Origin of the sequence: Haliscomenobacter sp., assembly GCF_965225875.1 — a bacterium.
In the GTDB taxonomy this organism is placed as follows: Bacteria; Bacteroidota; Bacteroidia; order Chitinophagales; family Saprospiraceae; genus Haliscomenobacter.
Window position 1 is genome coordinate 4264880 of sequence record NZ_CBDDBS010000002.1, and the last position, 17325, is coordinate 4282204.

Annotated in this window: 14 protein-coding genes; 6 read left to right on the forward strand and 8 right to left on the reverse strand. The window is 47.3% G+C overall.

From position 1 onward, the window contains the following. Positions 1-39: 39 nt before the first annotated feature. The 3 genes from ACO08K_RS19360 to rfbD all read left to right on the forward strand — a co-directional run bounded on the left by ACO08K_RS19360 (position 40) and on the right by rfbD (position 3812). On the forward strand, positions 40-1527 hold the full coding sequence (locus ACO08K_RS19360; RefSeq protein WP_421798068.1) for a xylulokinase: 1488 nt from the start codon (positions 40-42) through the stop codon (positions 1525-1527). 5 nt (positions 1528-1532) lie between these two features. After that, positions 1533-2867, forward strand: coding sequence for a xylose isomerase (gene xylA / locus ACO08K_RS19365; RefSeq protein WP_320031087.1), 1335 nt, complete (start codon positions 1533-1535; stop codon positions 2865-2867). A gap of 87 nt (positions 2868-2954) precedes the next feature. After that, a complete protein-coding gene (rfbD, locus tag ACO08K_RS19370) occupies positions 2955-3812 on the forward strand; it encodes a dTDP-4-dehydrorhamnose reductase (protein WP_421798069.1) in 858 nt (285 codons plus the stop codon). On the opposite strand, the gene ACO08K_RS19375 is transcribed toward rfbD, so the two are convergent. The 4 genes from ACO08K_RS19375 to ACO08K_RS19390 all read right to left on the reverse strand — a co-directional run bounded on the left by ACO08K_RS19375 (position 3809) and on the right by ACO08K_RS19390 (position 7715). Continuing rightward, positions 3809-4636, reverse strand: a complete 828-nt coding sequence (locus ACO08K_RS19375) for a hypothetical protein (RefSeq protein WP_421798070.1) — start codon at positions 4634-4636, stop codon at positions 3809-3811. The two genes, rfbD and ACO08K_RS19375, sit on opposite strands and share 4 nt — an antisense overlap. 79 nt (positions 4637-4715) lie before the next feature. After that, complete coding sequence (locus tag ACO08K_RS19380; RefSeq protein ID WP_421798071.1) at positions 4716-5711, reverse strand: SMP-30/gluconolactonase/LRE family protein; 996 nt, start codon at positions 5709-5711, stop codon at positions 4716-4718. Positions 5712-5793: 82 nt separating this feature from the next. Further along, on the reverse strand, positions 5794-7257 hold the full coding sequence (locus ACO08K_RS19385) for a hypothetical protein (protein ID WP_421798072.1): 1464 nt from the start codon (positions 7255-7257) through the stop codon (positions 5794-5796). 53 nt (positions 7258-7310) lie between these two features. Further along, complete coding sequence (locus tag ACO08K_RS19390; protein WP_421798073.1) at positions 7311-7715, reverse strand: hypothetical protein; 405 nt, start codon at positions 7713-7715, stop codon at positions 7311-7313. A 262-nt stretch (positions 7716-7977) separates the two neighbouring features. Here ACO08K_RS19390 and ACO08K_RS19395 point away from each other — a divergent pair, with 262 nt between their 5' ends. Together ACO08K_RS19395 and ACO08K_RS19400 are read left to right on the forward strand one after the other, a co-directional pair. Continuing rightward, positions 7978-8367, forward strand: a complete 390-nt coding sequence (locus tag ACO08K_RS19395; RefSeq protein ID WP_421798074.1) for a DUF1573 domain-containing protein — start codon at positions 7978-7980, stop codon at positions 8365-8367. 100 nt (positions 8368-8467) lie between these two features. Then, a complete protein-coding gene (locus ACO08K_RS19400; RefSeq protein ID WP_421798075.1) occupies positions 8468-8872 on the forward strand; it encodes a hypothetical protein in 405 nt (134 codons plus the stop codon). A gap of 12 nt (positions 8873-8884) precedes the next feature. Here ACO08K_RS19400 and ACO08K_RS19405 read toward each other — a convergent pair whose 3' ends face one another. Continuing rightward, positions 8885-10657 (reverse strand): hypothetical protein, encoded by a 1773-nt coding sequence (locus tag ACO08K_RS19405; protein ID WP_421798076.1) that lies wholly within the window; start codon positions 10655-10657, stop codon positions 8885-8887. Between the two features lie 123 nt (positions 10658-10780). Continuing rightward, entirely contained in the window at positions 10781-12307 is a 1527-nt protein-coding gene (lysS, locus tag ACO08K_RS19410) for a lysine--tRNA ligase (protein ID WP_421798077.1), read from the reverse strand. A gap of 254 nt (positions 12308-12561) precedes the next feature. On the opposite strand from lysS, the gene ACO08K_RS19415 reads away from it, so the two are divergent. Beyond that, positions 12562-13464 carry a histone deacetylase gene (locus tag ACO08K_RS19415; RefSeq protein WP_421798323.1) on the forward strand — a complete coding sequence of 301 codons (903 nt, stop codon included), beginning with the start codon at positions 12562-12564 and terminating at the stop codon, positions 13462-13464. A gap of 937 nt (positions 13465-14401) precedes the next feature. On the opposite strand, the gene ACO08K_RS19420 is transcribed toward ACO08K_RS19415, so the two are convergent. Further along, positions 14402-15976 carry a hypothetical protein gene (locus ACO08K_RS19420; protein WP_421798078.1) on the reverse strand — a complete coding sequence of 525 codons (1575 nt, stop codon included), beginning with the start codon at positions 15974-15976 and terminating at the stop codon, positions 14402-14404. Between the two features lie 238 nt (positions 15977-16214). Beyond that, the gene (locus ACO08K_RS19425; RefSeq protein WP_421798079.1) at positions 16215-17228 is read right to left on the reverse strand and encodes an aspartate-semialdehyde dehydrogenase; all 1014 of its coding nucleotides are present in this window, start codon (positions 17226-17228) and stop codon (positions 16215-16217) included. Positions 17229-17325 lie beyond the last annotated feature (97 nt).

The window sequence follows — 17325 nt, forward strand, 5'->3', positions numbered from 1 at the left end:
CAAACTATACAACAAACGAACAAACAAATACACAAATTTATGTACCTCATTGGATACGATATCGGCAGTTCTTCGGTAAAAGTGGCTTTGGTGGACGCAGAAAGTGGGAAAACCCTGCTGCGTGCCCATTATCCCGACCGTGAGATGGAGATGCAAGCGCCTCAGCCCGGCTGGGCCGAGCAACACCCCGACCAGTGGTGGGAGGGCATGGTGCAAGCCACCCAACGCCTGCTTCAAGTTTACCCCGCAGCAAAAGATAACGTAAAGGCGATTGGCATTTCCTACCAAATGCACGGTCTGGTACTGGTTGATGACGCCGATCAGGTATTGCGCCCTTCTATCATCTGGTGTGACGGCCGGGCGGTCAATATTGGAGCGGCTGCATTCGAGCGCATTGGTGCCCAAACTGCCTTATCCCATTTGCTCAATTCTCCCGGAAATTTCACTGCCTCCAAATTGCGCTGGGTGCAGGAAAATGAACCTGAATTGTACCGCCGTGTCAAACATTTTATGCTACCCGGCGATTACCTGGCCTTAAAAATGACTGGGGAGGCTTGTACGACCATTTCAGGACTTTCCGAAGGCATCTTCTGGGATTTCCTGGAGCAGAAACCTGCTGAGTTGGTTTTCCAGGATTATGGGATCGATCAGGCGCTTACCCCAAAGATCCAGCCTACCTTTGGCGTTCAGGGGCAATTGCGGGCAGTGGCAGCAGCTGAACTGGGTTTAAGCCCGGGTATTCCGGTGGCTTACCGTGCTGGCGACCAGCCCAACAATGCCCTTTCCCTCAATGCGCTGGAGCCAGGTGAAGTTGCAGCGACGGGTGGTACATCCGGCGTAGTGTATGCCATTACTGATCAGGCTGCTTTTGACCCGCTTTCCCGGGTCAATGGATTTGCCCACGTCAATTATACCTTGCAACAACCTTATGTAGGAGTGCTGATGTGCATCAACGGCGCCGGGATTACTTACAATTGGTTGCGGAAAAACACAGGAGCGAGCGCACTGAGCTACCCCGACCTAGAACAAATGGCTGCTCAAATACCAGTGGGTGCCGATGGGCTCTCCATGTTGCCTTTTGGCAACGGCGCCGAACGAATTTTGAACAATGTGGATTTGGGTGCAAATTTGCAGGGGCTCAATTTCAACCGCCACGGCCAGGCCCACCTGGTTCGGGCCGGGCTCGAAGGCATTGCCTTTTCCTTTGTCTATGGCATGAGTATTTTGCAAGAAATGGGTCTTGATTTAAAGGTAATGCGGGTAGGCAATGATAACTTGTTTCAATCCCGTATCTTTGCCGAAACCATTGCGACCTTGTGCCAAAGCAAAATTGAAATGCTGGACACCACCGGGGCAGTGGGTGCTGCTAAAGGCGCGGGCTTCGGAGCGGGTCTGTATGGCACTTTGCGCGAAGCCTTGGGGTCAACACCCGTTGTAGGTGGATACGCACCTTTAACAGACACAAGTGCTTATGAAGCAGCTTACCAGCGCTGGTTGAATTCATTGCATAAACTATCAAACAAATAGACATCATGAGCAATGCTGTTGTATTGGGAAATCGTGAATATTTCCCTGGAATTGGAAAAATCCAGTTTGAAGGGCCAGAGTCGGACAATCCGCTGGCATTTAAGTACTACGATGAAAATCGGGTAATTGCGGGCAAAACCATGAAGGAGCACTTCCGTTTTGCTACCGCTTATTGGCATACCTTCTGTGGCACAGGTGGAGACCCCTTTGGGCCAGGTACCAAACAATTCCCCTGGTTGGAAGCTAGTGATGCCGTGCAGTCTGCCAAAGACAAGATGGATGCGGCTTTTGAATTTTTCACCAAAATTGGCACGCCATACTTCTGTTTCCACGATGTGGATTTGGTAGACGAAGGCCCAAGCCTGAAAGAAAGTGAGCGCCGCCTGAGCGCCATTGTAGATTATGCCAAGGAGAAAATTGCCGCTTCGGGGGTAAAAGTACTCTGGGGCACCGCCAACCTCTTTTCCAACCCACGCTACATGAACGGTGCGGCTACTAGCCCGGACTTCAATGTACTGGCTTATGCGGGTGCGCAGTTGAAAAATGCTATTGACGCTACGATTGCTTTGGGTGGCGAAAACTACGTATTCTGGGGTGGCCGCGAAGGGTATATGTCGCTGCTGAATACCGACATGAAGCGAGAACAAGAGCACCTGGCCAAAATCCTGACTTTATCCCGGGATTATGCGCGTAGCCAAGGCTTCAAAGGGGTATTTTTCATCGAGCCCAAACCGATGGAACCCAGCAAACACCAGTACGATTTCGATTGTGCAACTGTGGTCGGTTTCCTCAACAAGTTTGGCCTGGCCGATGATTTCAAAATCAACATCGAAGTCAACCACGCTACCTTGGCCTTGCATACATTCCAACACGAACTACAGGTAGCTGCAGATGCGGGTATGTTGGGCAGCATTGATGCCAACCGTGGTGATTACCAAAACGGCTGGGACACCGATCAATTCCCCAACAACGTGATGGAACTGACCGAATCCATGCTGGTAATTATGCAAGCTGGTGGCTTCCAGGGTGGTGGGGTAAACTTTGACGCCAAAACACGTCGGAACTCTACCGACTTGGTGGATATTTTCCATGCGCACATTGGTGGTATGGATGTCTTCTCCCGTGCACTGATCGCTGCGGATGCCATCCTGAATAAATCGAAGTTCCTGGCGCTGCGCAAAGAGCGTTATGCTAGTTTCGATAGTGGTAAGGGCAAAGAATTTGAAGAAGGCAAACTCAGCTTGCAAGACTTGCATGCACTGGCTCACGCCAACCCTGAACCGGGCTTGACCAGCGGCAAACAGGAATTGTACGAGAACATCCTGAATCAATACGTGTAAGGAACGGTTTTAAACCTTGGGACTTGCGGGATTTTTTGGCCTTTACCAAAAAATCCCGCAAGCATTTATACTTGTGAACAGTAGATTATGACCATTCTAATTATTGGTGCAAATGGCCAGCTTGGCCGGGAATTGCAGGCGCTTTCGGCTGAGTTTCCAAACCTGAAGCTGGTTCCAATTGACCGCTCCTCCCTGGATGTTTCGGATACGGCGGCGATCGCTCCTTTTTGCAACAGCATCGATTTTGACGTCTGTATCAATTGTGCGGCGTACACTGCTGTAGATAAAGCGGAGCAGGAAAGCGAACTTGCTTTTGCCATCAATGCGGAGGCCCCGGAGCGTTTGGCTATTGCTTGTTTGGCTAAGGGCGCCCAACTGATCCATTATTCTTCCGATTATGTCTACCACAATCAGGAAAACCGCCCACTCCTGGAAACGGACGCTACGACGCCCAAGGGGATCTATGCACAAAGTAAATTGGAAGGTGATTTGAGGGTTTTGGCGACGCATCCTAGTGCTTTGGTTTTCCGCACCTCCTGGGTGTATTCTTCTTTTGGGCACAATTTTGTCAAAACCATGTTGCGCTATGGTGCAGAACGGGGTGCATTGCGCGTCGTGAACGATCAGATTGGCAGCCCGACCTACGCCCGCGACATCGCGCGGATGACCCTGAAATTGATCCAAAGCGGCAAGGCGGCCCAGCACTTAGGCCTGTTTAATTACAGCAACGAGGGGGTATGCAGTTGGTACGATTTTGCCCAGGCCATTTTTGAGTTGAGTGGGGTGAAGTGTAAGGTGGAGGCGATTCCAAGTACGGAATACCCAACTCCAGCGGCGCGGCCTCATTATAGCGTTTTGGATAAAGGGAAGTTTAAGGCGGCGTTGGGGATGGATATTCCGTATTGGCGGGATAGTTTGAGGGATTGTTTGAACCTTTTGGCCTAATTCACCCGCTTCACCGCAGTCTCCGTCACCGAAGTCAACTGTTGGGTTTGCCCGCTGTAACTCATGTTCATCTTTGCCTCAATCCGTTGGCTGGATTCACGACAAATACCCGATTGTAGTTCGATTGTGGCAGAACCCTTTGCGGTCATGGTGCCTTCCACTTTGCCATCTGGCATCATTGGAGGTTGTCCGGCAATATTACCAGCGCCGGTGGAGGAGAGAATAGCCAAATCCTCTTTAATTTCCTGAAGCGTCCAAGTGGTATAGGAAATTGTAGTCATACCCTGGTTTTGAACGGTATCCACTACTGTCCAGGACTCCCCAATTTTGATGGCCTGCTCAGCATAGCGCACCCCTCCGGTGATGTTGCGAAAATCAGAGGGACTACTTGATCCACCGGCTATACCTTCGAAAGGATTATCGCCAGCTACAAATACGCCATTGGGCTTAAACCGCGAAACCATCTCTTTGCCCACCAATTGTTCCATTTGGGCATTCATGGTGGGGTTGCCCGCCATGGGGTTGCTGGTATCAAAGTCAAAAGTGCGCCCCATCGAGGTGCTACTGCCTTTAATTTTTTCTATCTTTTCGGTCATGGACACTTCTTCCAGGCTGGAGGCAATGATTTTGGACACAATATTTTGTGCCATATTGGTGCTCATTACCGCTTCCGCGCCACTGATTACCGAAACGTTCACATTATTGGTGAACCGGTATTCTGCTCCAGCCTTGGGTTGAATTTTTAGCAAATAGCTATCCTGCGCGCCCAAAGATTGCATGCCAATGGCCAAACTGAGCAGTACCAAAAAAATAGGGTTTTTCATTGTGGTTCTGATTTTTGCTTCAACTAACGCTAAGTAGCCCAAAAGCATTTTTGCTTTTCGATCAATACTTCTTTTTTTTCTACCAGCCCCCCGTTTTAGTGCGCACCTTACACAGATACATATCCGAAGTGATGTACAAAGTGCCACCATCTTCGTCACCCCAGCCACAATTGGCTGTAAATTGGCCCGTTTCAATTTGCCCGAGTGGCTTCCCTTCTGGGGACAGAATCAAAATGCCGTTCATACCCGCAGCGAAGATGTTGCCGTGTTTGTCCACCTTCATGCCGTCAAAGATGCCATATTTGCCTTCTTTCATGGATTTTGAGCCATCAAAAATGACCTTGCCTTTGCCTGTTTTGCCATTGGCAGTAATGGGGAAGGCGGTAATATAGGGCTGGGAGCCACTGCTTTGGCCTACGTACAGGGTTTTGCCATCGGGTGAAACAGCGATGCCATTGGGGCGATCCAGGGTTTTGTCGACCAGACTAACTTTACCCGCTTTGTCGATGTGGTAAACGCCAAACCAGGTCGTCTCACGCAAGGGAGATTTTTCCTTTTGGGGCATGCCATAAGGTGGATCGGTAAAGTAATAATCGCCGTTGGGATGTTGGGTGATGTCGTTGGGGCTATTTAAGCGCATGCCCTGGTAGTTGTCGGCGAGAGTGCGTTTGCCGCCGAGTTGTAGGGGCATGGCCGCGATACGTCGATCACCGTGCTCACAGGTGACCAGTTCTCCTTTCAGGTTGATCAACAGACCATTGCTCCCAGGTTCATCACCGTAGGGTAGTTTGCCCGTATAACCACTAGGATTGAGGAAAACGCTTAAACCTTCACCAGGTTTCCACTTGTGAATGGTGTTTTTGGGTACGTCAGAAAAGAGGAGGAAGCCTCCGTTTTTTACCCAGACAGGACCTTCGGACCAATCAAAACCATCGGCAATGATTTCGATGCTGGCCTGTGCATCAATCAGATTGGCACAAGCCGGATCAAAATGGGTCACTTTGCCGATGGTTTTGTTCTGGCTCCAAAGGCTGAAGCTGCAAAGCAGCAGGAAAAATACGAGCTGATGTTTCATGTTTGTTGGTGTTTATACTTTTATCAGGGGAAGATAAAAGAATAGTTTTGACCAACAAAATGCAGCAGCTACCAGCTCACAATTAATACAAAACGCCCATCCAAACTCTTTCCCGGTATTTTTGCTCATAATTGAGCGTGTACTGGGCAGCTTCTTCTTTGGTTGCAAATTCAGCCAGTACAATCCGGTATTTGAGCACCTCACTGAAGTAGCGAATCCGTGCCTCCATGATGCCATATTGCTCCCGCACTTTTTTGAGGGTGCGTTGGGCGTAATAGTCATTCAGATCAAAATCGCCGATAAAAACGATGTACCCGGTAGGCTGACCCGCTTTGTTGACGGTGCGGGTGGTTTTGTTTTCCAGTTCAGTATTGATCAGGTTTTTCATGACAAATTCCGGAGTAGGAGGCAAGGGACGATCTTCCTCCAGTTTTGCCCGGGAATGGGTAGCATTGTTGCGCAAAGAGCTAGCTTCTTTAGTCGAGGTAGAAGCTTCGAGGTTGACTTCCTTTGCTGAATCGTTGCTGTCATTCAATGCATTGTTATTGGCATCACTGAGCGCTGAATTGGCGTTTGGATCAACTTGAACCGAATCCGTATTTGACTTTATGGGCTCATTGGGCAAAAGCACTGCGGCGTTGTTGTCCACTTTTACAGTGTTGTCCACCGGTATAGGTTCAGATTTATCTATTTTTTCTGAGCCCAGTTCTTTGGCGAGTTCTTTGGATTTTTTGCGCTCTTGTTCGGCCAGGTCCAGTGCCTGAGCATAATTTTCCAGATCGGCCCGAATGCGCAAATAGGATTCTCGGATGGCAACAGGAATCACTGCTCCGTTGCCAAGAATACCTTCTGCATTTTCGAGGGCATTGAAGTCGGCCAGGTAGGCTTCGGCAAAGGACTTGTATTTTCCAGCCCGGTAGGGTAGTGGTTTTAAGACCCGGTAAATGGACTCTGCCACTTCGATCCGGCCATTGAACAAGTTGGCATGGGCGAGGCGCATCAGGCTGAGGCTGTCCTGCAAATCATTAAAAGCCGAAGCTTCCAACAGCGGCAGAGCTTCCTGGTAATGGCCCGTACGCAACAAATCCCAAGGGTCTTTTTGCTCCAACTGCGTTTCAGCCAGTGCGGTAGCCTTTTTTTCTGCCAGGGTTGGCTCTGTCCTTTCTTGTTCGTTTGCCTGTCGCAATAGTCGTTCGCGGCGCTCGGCTACTTCTTCATTGTAACGCGCTCGTTGGAGGTCTTTTTCCATGAGCGCAATTTTTTGCAACACTTCATCACGCCGCTGGATGGCTTGTTCGCGCATTTGCACGAGTCGATACACGATGCGTTCTACCCGCATGTCGGTTTCGTACACTTTGGAAGGGCAGGCTACGCGAGCTGCGCGGTAGGTTTTGATGGCTGCAACGTAGTTGCCCGCCCGGCTGAGGCTATCTCCCCGCTGGAGAATACCTGCGTAGAGGGCACAGTTGTCGCCTTGAGCAATCGCCTGGCTAAAGACGAATATGCCCAGACAAAGGGTTAATACAATCGGTTTTAGTGCTTGCATGACGTTCAAGCTTTATGCGCTTGTTTGACCAAGCGCGAACTGTTCAGGGATGTTTATTTACAAATGCTCTCGAATCCTTTTTGTAGCTCAGGGTAGTCACTGGCACGGTAGCTGTAGCCCCATTCGGTAGAACTCCAAATTTTACAGTACTTCATGCAGATGGCATCAAAAGAGTTTTTGACTTCCTCGTTGCGTTGGGCTGCCGACTGGCTGTCTTTTAGTAGTTCGAGGGCCTCGGCCAGTCGAATTTTTGCCAATTTGTACTCTTCGGCATCCAGGCAGGTACGTACATCTTCCATGGAGCGTTCAAAGAGGTATAAATTTTGCTTGAGTGTTTGATCCTTGGTTTTTTTGAGTTTGGAACTTGTGAAAAAGGAGCTCAAACCCAGTCCAAGGGCGGTGACGAGTAACACGCCCAATGCAATATTGAGCACTTGGATTTTGGTGCGGACGTTCATTGTACATTCATTTTGGAGGTGATGAAATGTACAGATTGCGCATTGGTCTGGTGTTGCCATACAGGATGGGCAAACCAAAAGGTCTTGTTCATGGGTACAAAATGGTTTAAATACGGAAATGGGATGACGTTCAGGTAGGTAGGTAGAAAAGCCTGATTCGATAAGAATTTTTCTCAATAGCAACGCTAAGTTACATAAAGTATGCTAAACTGTAAAGTCTTTGCGTTGTTTTGACAAAAAAGAAGCAAAAGAAATGGAGTCAATGGCTAAAAAATGGAAAAACTGGAGCCTGATGTGGATGGTTTTGGGCTCATTGGGTTTGGCTTTCACCACATTGCCAGAGGAATATTGCATCAAATGGGAGGGGTTGGATACCCATAATTTTGGAGAAGTAGAAAGTGGAAAAGAGGCAGATTGCAGCTTTACTTTTCGCAATTGTTCTACTGATTCGGTCACCATCGCCAATGTTCGCCCATCTTGCGGTTGTACAACACCGGATTGGCGCGAAACACCCATTCCACCTGATTCTACAGCTACGATCAACATCGAATTCAGCTCCCGCAAAGCTGGTTATTTTTACAAAATGATCAAGGTGTATTTTAAGGAGTTTCCGCAGGCGGAACGCTTGTATGTGGAAGGTACAGTGAAATAGAAGGGGCTGGGTTCCAAGTTTGGCTGCATAAATTCACCATAAGGTTTAATTTTTTAAATCTAAACGATTAATTTAGCGATTCGAAAAAAACAAACAGCTTATGCCATTGCGGGAAGAATTCCCTGAGGCGGGTTCAGATTACATGGGTGGTACCAGTGATGGCTACGAATACCAGACCATCTTTGCGGGCTCTCGCCTGCATGCGAGCTACGATATGGTACGGCAGTTTTTGAAGGAAGAGGGATATGGCGACTTACCCATCCCCAAAGATGCCGAAGAGCTCAAACTGTTTCGCCTGCCCTCCCGCAACAAACAACTGTTGATGTTTGAAGACAATGGCTACATTCACAATCCCATCAAAATCCTTTTCCCTTACGACGGGCGCAATAAAAACACCCTGATCCTTTGTGTGTACAATGAAAAGGACCCGCAGCACTTGTTGAAGTTTCACCGGATATTGGAAAGGAAAGCGGCAGCGGGGAAAACCCAGGCACAGGCGCAATAGTTTTTAAAGCAATCAACTGCGCAGAATTGCCTCATTCTTCTCAATCCGCATTAACAATTCCTCGAAATCCAATGCCCCATCTTTGAACAATTCCGGCACCAAACACTCGTCCAGATCGGTAATAAAATCCTGGTTCTCCGGGAATTGCTCCATTTGATAGCCAAAACTTTGCTGGGTGCAGAAATGCTCAACGGAAACTGCTCCACGCACTTCCAGTTGCTGCCCCAGGCTCAACCAAATTTGCGCCTGCAAATCGCCACCTACCCACAGCTTGCCCATACTTTCCGAATAAGCATAAATGACGTTTTCCACTTGTAAGTTGCCCTGAATGAATACCTCTCCTTCAATGATGAGGTTTTGGGCATTCACGTTGCCAAATACCAGGGTGAGTGGACCATAGAACTCCAGGCATTTGCCACAGCTCAAATCACCCTGGATGACTAATACTTCTTTATCGGATAAAATTTCAAACCCTTCGGCATGCCATCCTTCTCTAATCAGGAGTGGGGGCAGTCCGCTCATCCAGTATTTTGGAGAGTCTTTTAATTCCTCTAGTTTGGCGCTCATCTCTGCTGTCAGCGCTCCGGTTTTGCTGTGGATGTCCGCGAGCACCTGTTCGTAATCACCCTCCACAATTGCCTTGGCCGCCTGGTCTGCTTCGATGACCTCCAGCTGTTCGGTAGATAAAATGTGATAAGCTTGTGCGTCAATCACTACTTCCCATTGGACACCGTCCCAAAGTAGGGCACCACGGCTGCCCGCCACCAGCAGTACGCCGTCTTTTGCGTCGAGGGTTTCCGCAAAATCATGGACTTCTGCGGGTACATCGGCCAGTTGAACTACATTGCCGATGATCTCCCACAAATGTTTTTGCTCCCGTCGGTTCAGGATGTTGTAACGCCCCCAAAATCCGGTTACTACAAAAATCCGTCCCTGGCACTTGACAATGTTGCGGATAGGGTAAGTCATCTGCTCGGGCTGACTACGGTTGAGTTCGATCCAGCCAGCTGTAGTTTGGGCCAAAACGCGACCAGTGCTGGTGCCCAGATAAAGTTCATTTGGAGCGAAATGAGCAATGCAGGTGATTTGCTCGGGCTCAGGCTGGTTTTCATATATGGTTGGGCTTTGGTGCACAACCTTGTTGCCCATGAATTGTTTCGGTTGGAAGCTTGTAGCATTTAATTGCTGGCCATCAAAATGGAACAAGTCCCCTTGTTCATCCGCTACATAAAAATCATTGGCCGCAATGCCTGCAATGCGTCGGAAAATCAGCGCTTGATTGTCATTCCTTTCCCCTATCAGGGTGTAAGTATCTGCCGCATCTCTGCGCCAAATTTTTCCTCTACCAATCAAGTAGACGTAACCATCAATGACCGTGGTATCAAAAACCATTTCGCCAACAGCTTGCTCCACTACTGCCTCACCTCCTCCCACGCGCATGACCTGCCCCGTGCGGTCTACTCCAACAATCTGTGCTTTGGGAAATTCACTAATTACTGGTCGCAGGTTATCCCAACCTTCCCAGGGAATAGATTTGGCAAAAACCTTGCCTTCGGGGCGATTTCGAAAAATAGACACGAAACCATCGCGCATTTCTCCATCAAAAAACAAGTCGAGTTCTTCCCCGTCTAGCCCTTCGCGCAATTGATAATCGTCTTCTTTGAGGTGAAAACGGAGGGTATTGCGATCCTGGATCAAGGGTTTGAAGATCCGATAGGTTTCGTGTTTGGCAAAAATCTGGTTGTAAGTTTCTTGATCTAGGTATTTTGGGTCATGCAGGGACATGGGTAAAGGTTATTAGGTTTTGGTAGGAAAGAAGTGTCTAAAACTAATAATTTGTTCCGGTAAGGGCAAAAAAAATGAGCAGCTGCCAGGCAACTCCTCATTTTTTTCTGCTTGAATCGGATACTAGTGCTCTGGCCGCATCTGCGGGAAGAACAGCACTTCCTGAATTGTATGGTTATTCGTCATAAACATGGTCAAACGGTCGATTCCGATGCCCAGGCCTGAGGTAGGCGGCATCCCGTATTCCAGGGAACGTAAGAAATCTTCGTCCATGGCCATGGCTTCGTGGTCGCCACGAGCAGCCAATTGGAGTTGGTCTTCAAAGCGTTCGCGTTGGTCAATGGGGTCGTTGAGCTCGGAGTAGGCGTTGGCAATTTCTTTGCCGCTGACAAACAACTCAAAACGCTCCACCAAACCCGCCTTGCTGCGGTGCTTTTTAGCCAAGGGGCTCATTTCGATCGGATAATCGATGATGTAAGTGGGTTGGATCAGGTTCTTTTCCACTTTTGCCCCAAAAATTTCATCGATCAATTTGCCACGGCCCATCGAATTGTCGATGTCAATGTGCAGTTGTTTGCACAAATCTCGGAGTTGCGCTTCATCCATTTCTGAAATGTCCACTCCGGTGTATTCTTTGATCGAATCGTACATGCTGAGGCGACGGTATGGTCCAGCGTAGTTGATTTCGTGCTCGCCAAATTTGAGCAGGGGGTTATTCTGGTTGATGGCGCGTGCAATGTATTCCAGGCACTGCTCCACCATTTCCATCATCCAGTAGTAATCCTTATAGGCTACATAGATTTCCATGGAGGTGAACTCGGGGTTGTGGGTCCGGTCCATACCTTCGTTGCGGAACATCTTGCCGATTTCATATACGCCATCAAATCCACCTGCGATCAAACGTTTCAGATACAACTCGTTGGCAATCCGCATGTACAGCTTCATGTCCAGTGTATTGTGATGGGTCTCAAAGGGGCGAGCAGCGGCACCTCCGTGGATGGGTTGTAGAATGGGTGTTTCTACCTCCAACCAACCTTTGGCATCAAAAAAGCTGCGCATGGCAGTAATGATGCGGCTGCGGGTGATGAAAGCCTCTTTGATTTGTGGATTTACGGTCAGATCCACATAACGCATGCGGTGGCGCTGTTCAGGATCAGTGAAGGCGTCGTATACTTCGGTTTCCCCTGTTGTTTCATTCACCCGGGTTTTGACCATCGGGAGTGGGCGCAAAGATTTGCTGAGCAGTTTCAACTCTTTCACATGTACCGTGATTTCGCCCATTCGAGTGCGAAATACAAAACCTTTAACACCAATGTAATCACCAAAATCGAGCAAACGTTTCAATACAACATCATACATCTCGAAATTTTCCCCATCGGCGATGTCACTGCGCGAAATATAGAGCTGGATGCGTCCGCTGCTATCCTGCAATTCGGCAAAAGTGACTTTCCCTTTTTCCCGTACCACCATCATCCGGCCAGCCAATGCAACGGCCTCGAACTGTTCTGGAGCGTCGTCATTGAATTGCGCTTTGATGTCGCTTGCCAAGGCATTGACTACAAATGCTTCGGCAGGATAGGGGTCGATGCCCATGCTGCGCAATTCCTCCAGGTGTTCTCTTCTGACGATTTCCTGTTCGCTTAAATGCATGTGTGTTATTTTTGTCCCCACGACCAAAAGTCATGGGCTGAGTTTGCTCCCAAAGCCAAAGCCATGGGTTGTGTTTTGAACCTTTACGTTCAACTTTGGTTTAAGAAGCTGCAAAAATAGAAAAACTTTTATGGGGCGATAAAAAATAAATTGTTCATTTTGCCGAAGGATTAGATAAGTAAACGTTTCATTTCAAGTTTCTTATCTAATCCTTTGGCTCAAGAAAAATGAACATTTATTTTTGCCCCACCGCTATGCTTAAAATCGCTTACGATCCAATTTACAAATACAAACTGCCGGAGGGACACCGATTCCCGATGATCAAATACGAATTGATTCCCGAGCAGCTTTTGTACGAGGGTACCGTAAGTGAAAAAAACTTCTTCAGCCCAACTCCACTAGACGAAGAAAGCATTTTGCTCACCCATACGCGGGATTACTGGTTTCGCCTGCGTGACCAACAATTGACTGAACGCGAAATCAGGGCGATCGGGTTCCCACTTACCCCGCAATTGGTGCAAAGGAGCCGGGTTATTGCCAACGGTACCTTGCAATGTGCCTTTTATGCCCAGCAATATGGGGTAGCCCTGAATGTAGCTGGAGGCACCCATCATGCCTATGCTTTTAGGGGCGAAGGATTTTGCTGTACCAATGATATTGCGGTAGCCGCCAATTATTTGCTACACCATAATATAGTGCATAAAATTCTGGTGGTGGATTTGGATGTCCACCAGGGCAATGGCACGGCCCATATTTTTAGAAATGAACCAAGGGTATTCACCTTCAGTATGCATGGAGCTAAAAATTTCCCCTTGCGCAAGGAGGTATCTGATTTGGACATTGGATTACCCGATGGGACCGAGGATCAGGCCTATTTGTCTATCCTGAAAAAAACATTGCCAGTTTTATTGGAAAAAGTCCAACCTGAATTGGTGTTTTACCTGTCTGGCGTAGATGTATTGGCTAGCGACAAACTGGGGCGCCTGGGACTTACGCCAGAAGGATGTAGGGAAAGAGATCGCTTTGTGCTGGAAACCTGTAAAAAAAATAAACTGCCTGTAGCTATCAGTATGGGCGGCGGCTACTCGGAAAGTTTAGCGATTATTGTGGAAGCACACGCCAATACTTACCGCATGGCGCAAGAAATATTTTTTTAGTAAAGCAGAAAAATTAACTTCCCGATTTTGGGTTTTGAATAGGAAGTCGAACGCTTCATTTCAAGTGAGCTTCCTATTCAAAAGCCTCTAAAAAAATCGGGAAGTAACTTTTTGCGTCGTACTAAAGAATATTCACCAAATAATATGTGACTAATTTATGACTGTGCAGTCTGAAAGAATAGAAAAGTGCAGAAGAGATGAAGTAGGGGCAAAAAAAAAGTCGCACTTTAAGCGCGACCCTTACATATAATCCCATGAACATATCCAAAAAAAAATCTCTTGAGTCCGTTGATAGAAATATTCTTCCTTTCTTGCACAGGCGGAATATTCCTTGTAACTTGGCCTCGCAATGTTAATGCTAATTCTTAACCCCAACAACAAATTGTAATCTCACGAAAATATCTTTTTGCAATAATTCCATGAGCATGACCTAGTTACTACTTGAGGGCATTTCGTTTGAGAAATGCCTTTTTTATTTTTGAGCATTAGGATTGTCCTTTAAAAGAAGTCTATCGTCCCGAAATTGCTCTCGGGACGACCGACCACTGACAAATTATAATCCCATGAACATATTCAACTTTGAGTGCTGATCCTTTTATCAGCTTGGTGATCCGCTCGCTTCATTCTCATTATCTCCTGATCACGATACAAATATGCGACGCTTATTTGCACTTGACAAGGACATTTTTTGGGCATTGTGAAAAAAAGAATTCAGATTGAATCTTACAAATCTCTTGATTTTATTGATTTTCATTGAGTATATTGTGAAAATAATAATTTTTTTGGATAAAAAAAAAGAATTTTTTCTTTTGGCAAAAGGAGGTTTTTGGGCGGTAAACGGTCGAAAAAAAGTAAAAAAAAATAAAAAAAAGCGACCGCGTTGCCATTTCCAGGTAACGCGGTCGCTTTTTTTGTCAGTACAAGGTAAAAAAAATCGTTATTCGTTTGGATCTTTTTTATCAGACTCTTCTGTATTTGCAGCTGCATCGTCTTCTGGAGCTGAGCTTTCTTCGGGAGAAACGACTTCTTCAACCGCTGCAACAGTTTCTTCAACTGCCGCTACGGCTTCGGTTTTGGTTTCTTCGGTAACTTCAGCGGATTGTTCCCAAGCCTCTTTGAGGTCGTCAACCAAATCCCCTATTTTATCCCCTACTACTTCGCCAACTGCTTTAATGGTATCCACTACATCGGTAACTGAGTCACCTACCGTTGCGATGACTGCATCGAGTAATGACTCCTCTTTATCACCAGCAGGAGCATCTTCCGATTTAGTGGTTGGAGCGCCTTTTTCTACCTTGAGTTGCTCGGCAGCTTTAGACAACTTATCATCGTCCTCTTTGCGGGCGTCGGCAGCAGCTTTGATTTCCGATTTGATTTTTTCCTCGGCAGCCCTTTTGGCTTCGTGGATTTTATCTTGCTCAGCTTTTTTAGCGTCGCGTTCTTTTTGAGACTCTACCCGGCGATCGAGTTCTTCACGGGTTTGGGTCATTTCACCCAATTTCTCCCGCTTGGAGCGGATGCGTTCTTCGATCATCAGGATTTTGGCCTGGCGAATTTGCGCTTCCAATTGGCCATCCGTTGAGGCGACTTTGCGCTTTTGGAAATCCAAATCGTCTTCATCACGTTTGATGGATTTCTCCATTTTATCAATGGCGGACATCAAACCTTCGTAACGACGGCTCAGGCGTTCACCAGGGGAGCGATCATCACCAGTTCCGGGAGCACCAGTTGCCCCAGCTGGTGAACTGCTGGTACCGAAGCGTTTTTCTTTGATGACTTTAAAGGCATTGTCCAAGCGATCCCAAATTTTGGTACGGTGATCCTTGGTCAATTTGGCTTCGCGAAATTTGCGTTGCATCTCTTTGAGGTCGTCAAAAAGGGGCTGTAAGCGCAAACCATCGCTGACCTTTTTTTCAACGTCGGCCAACATTTGGTTGAAACGTTCGAAATTATCTTTAGAAAGGCGTTCGAATTCTTCGTCCAGTTTACCCCGTAGTTCTTTGAGCGAAGTGAACAGCTCGTTGGTACGGTCGCGCAGGGCATCAGCGTGTTCGCGGAAGAGGTTGCGGTCACGAACCTGTACCTGTACTTTGTCCCAGAAGCCCTTTAGCTCATCCCACAAACTGGATTCAAAACGCAGTGCTTTTTCGATGCGATCTTTGAATTCGCTTAACTCGGAATGGTAAGTGTGGTATAGGCGAGAAGACAGCACGATGAAGTGCCACTCGGTTTGAGCGCGTTGGACGATGTCTTCACGTTCAGCTTTAACCCCATCGGGTAAAATGCTGCCGCTGAGCGTGAGTTCTCTTTCCTCTACAGAAAAGCCATCCGGAAATTCTACTGCATTGCCATCTCTCCATTCCTTGAGCATCAGTTGGCTGAACTCTTCGGTGGCAATTTGCTCCGGAAAGGTAAAAGCTTTCACTTTATTTTCTTCCGGCATCAATTCAAGGGCAATTAGCAATCGTTCATTCTGTGCGTTAGTACCCCAAAGTACGAGCTTGGTCTTCATAAACTGGTGACAAATTTGCTGATTATCAATCGATTCCGAAATAGGTCGAAATTTTCATGATATACATTGTTCGTAAAAAACGGATGATGGATTCCGTTTATTAAATCAAAAATAGCATTTTTTTTAGTATTAACTAGTAGAGACGCGATTAATCGAAAATGTAGAGACGCACAGCTGTGCATCTCTGCATTCGATTTGTTGGCGGAAAGACGTACCACCATGAGTTTCTACAGGTATATTATGCTGTAACTACCGATTGCCCAACCAAATTGTGGGCAGCCAGGTATTCTGCTATTTGTACTGCATTGGTAGCTGCACCTTTGCGCAGGTTGTCGGCTACAATCCACAAATTCAAGCCATTTGCAATCGACTCATCGCGGCGGATGCGGCCTACAAATACCTCATCGCGATCTTTGGCCAACATGGGCATCGGGTATTCATTTTTGGCCGGATTGTCTTGCACAATCACCCCGGGTGTTTCGCTGAGGATCTTTCTGATGTCGGCTACTTCAAAAGGCTGGTTGAATTCGAGGTTGACCGACTCACTGTGACCACCCAAAACAGGTACCCGCACCGTAGTGGAAGTGATGGCGATGCTTTGGTCGCCCAAAATTTTCCGGGTTTCGTTCACCAATTTCATTTCTTCCTTGGTGTAATCGTTGTCCAGGAATGAATCGCAATGGGGAATACAGTTTTCAAAAATCTGGTAGAAATAAGCCATTTCATCGGCCTGGAAACCCTTGCGCTCCATTTGGTATTGCTTCACTGCTTTCATACCTGTACCTGTAATGGACTGATAGGTGGAAACCACAATCCGCTTGATGCCGTACTTTTTATGCAGTGGTGCCAAAGTCAAGACCATTTGAATGGTAGAACAATTGGGATTGGCAATGATTTTATCCTCTGGAGTCAAGGTATTGGCGTTGATCTCGGGGACAATCAATTTTTTGGAAGGATCCATCCGCCAGGCCGAAGAATTGTCGATAACGGTGGTACCAACGGCCGCAAACTTGGGGGCCCATTCCAGAGAAGTACCTCCTCCGGCTGAAAAAATGGCGATGTCGGGACGAATAGCCACCGCTTCCTCCATACCAATAACGGTGTATTTGCTGCCGTTGTAGACAACTTCTTTGCCTACCGAACGCTCTGAAGCAACTGGGATGAACTCCGTGATTGGAAATTTATGTTCTTCCAATACTTTGATCATCACACCACCAACCATACCGGTTACACCGACTACTGCTACTCTCATGTTCACAAATGTTTAAAAATTGAGGAAAAAAATTGTGCAGGCTAGGGCGGCTAAATAGTGGGGCAAATATAAGGGCATTGTATCTTTATTGCTACCT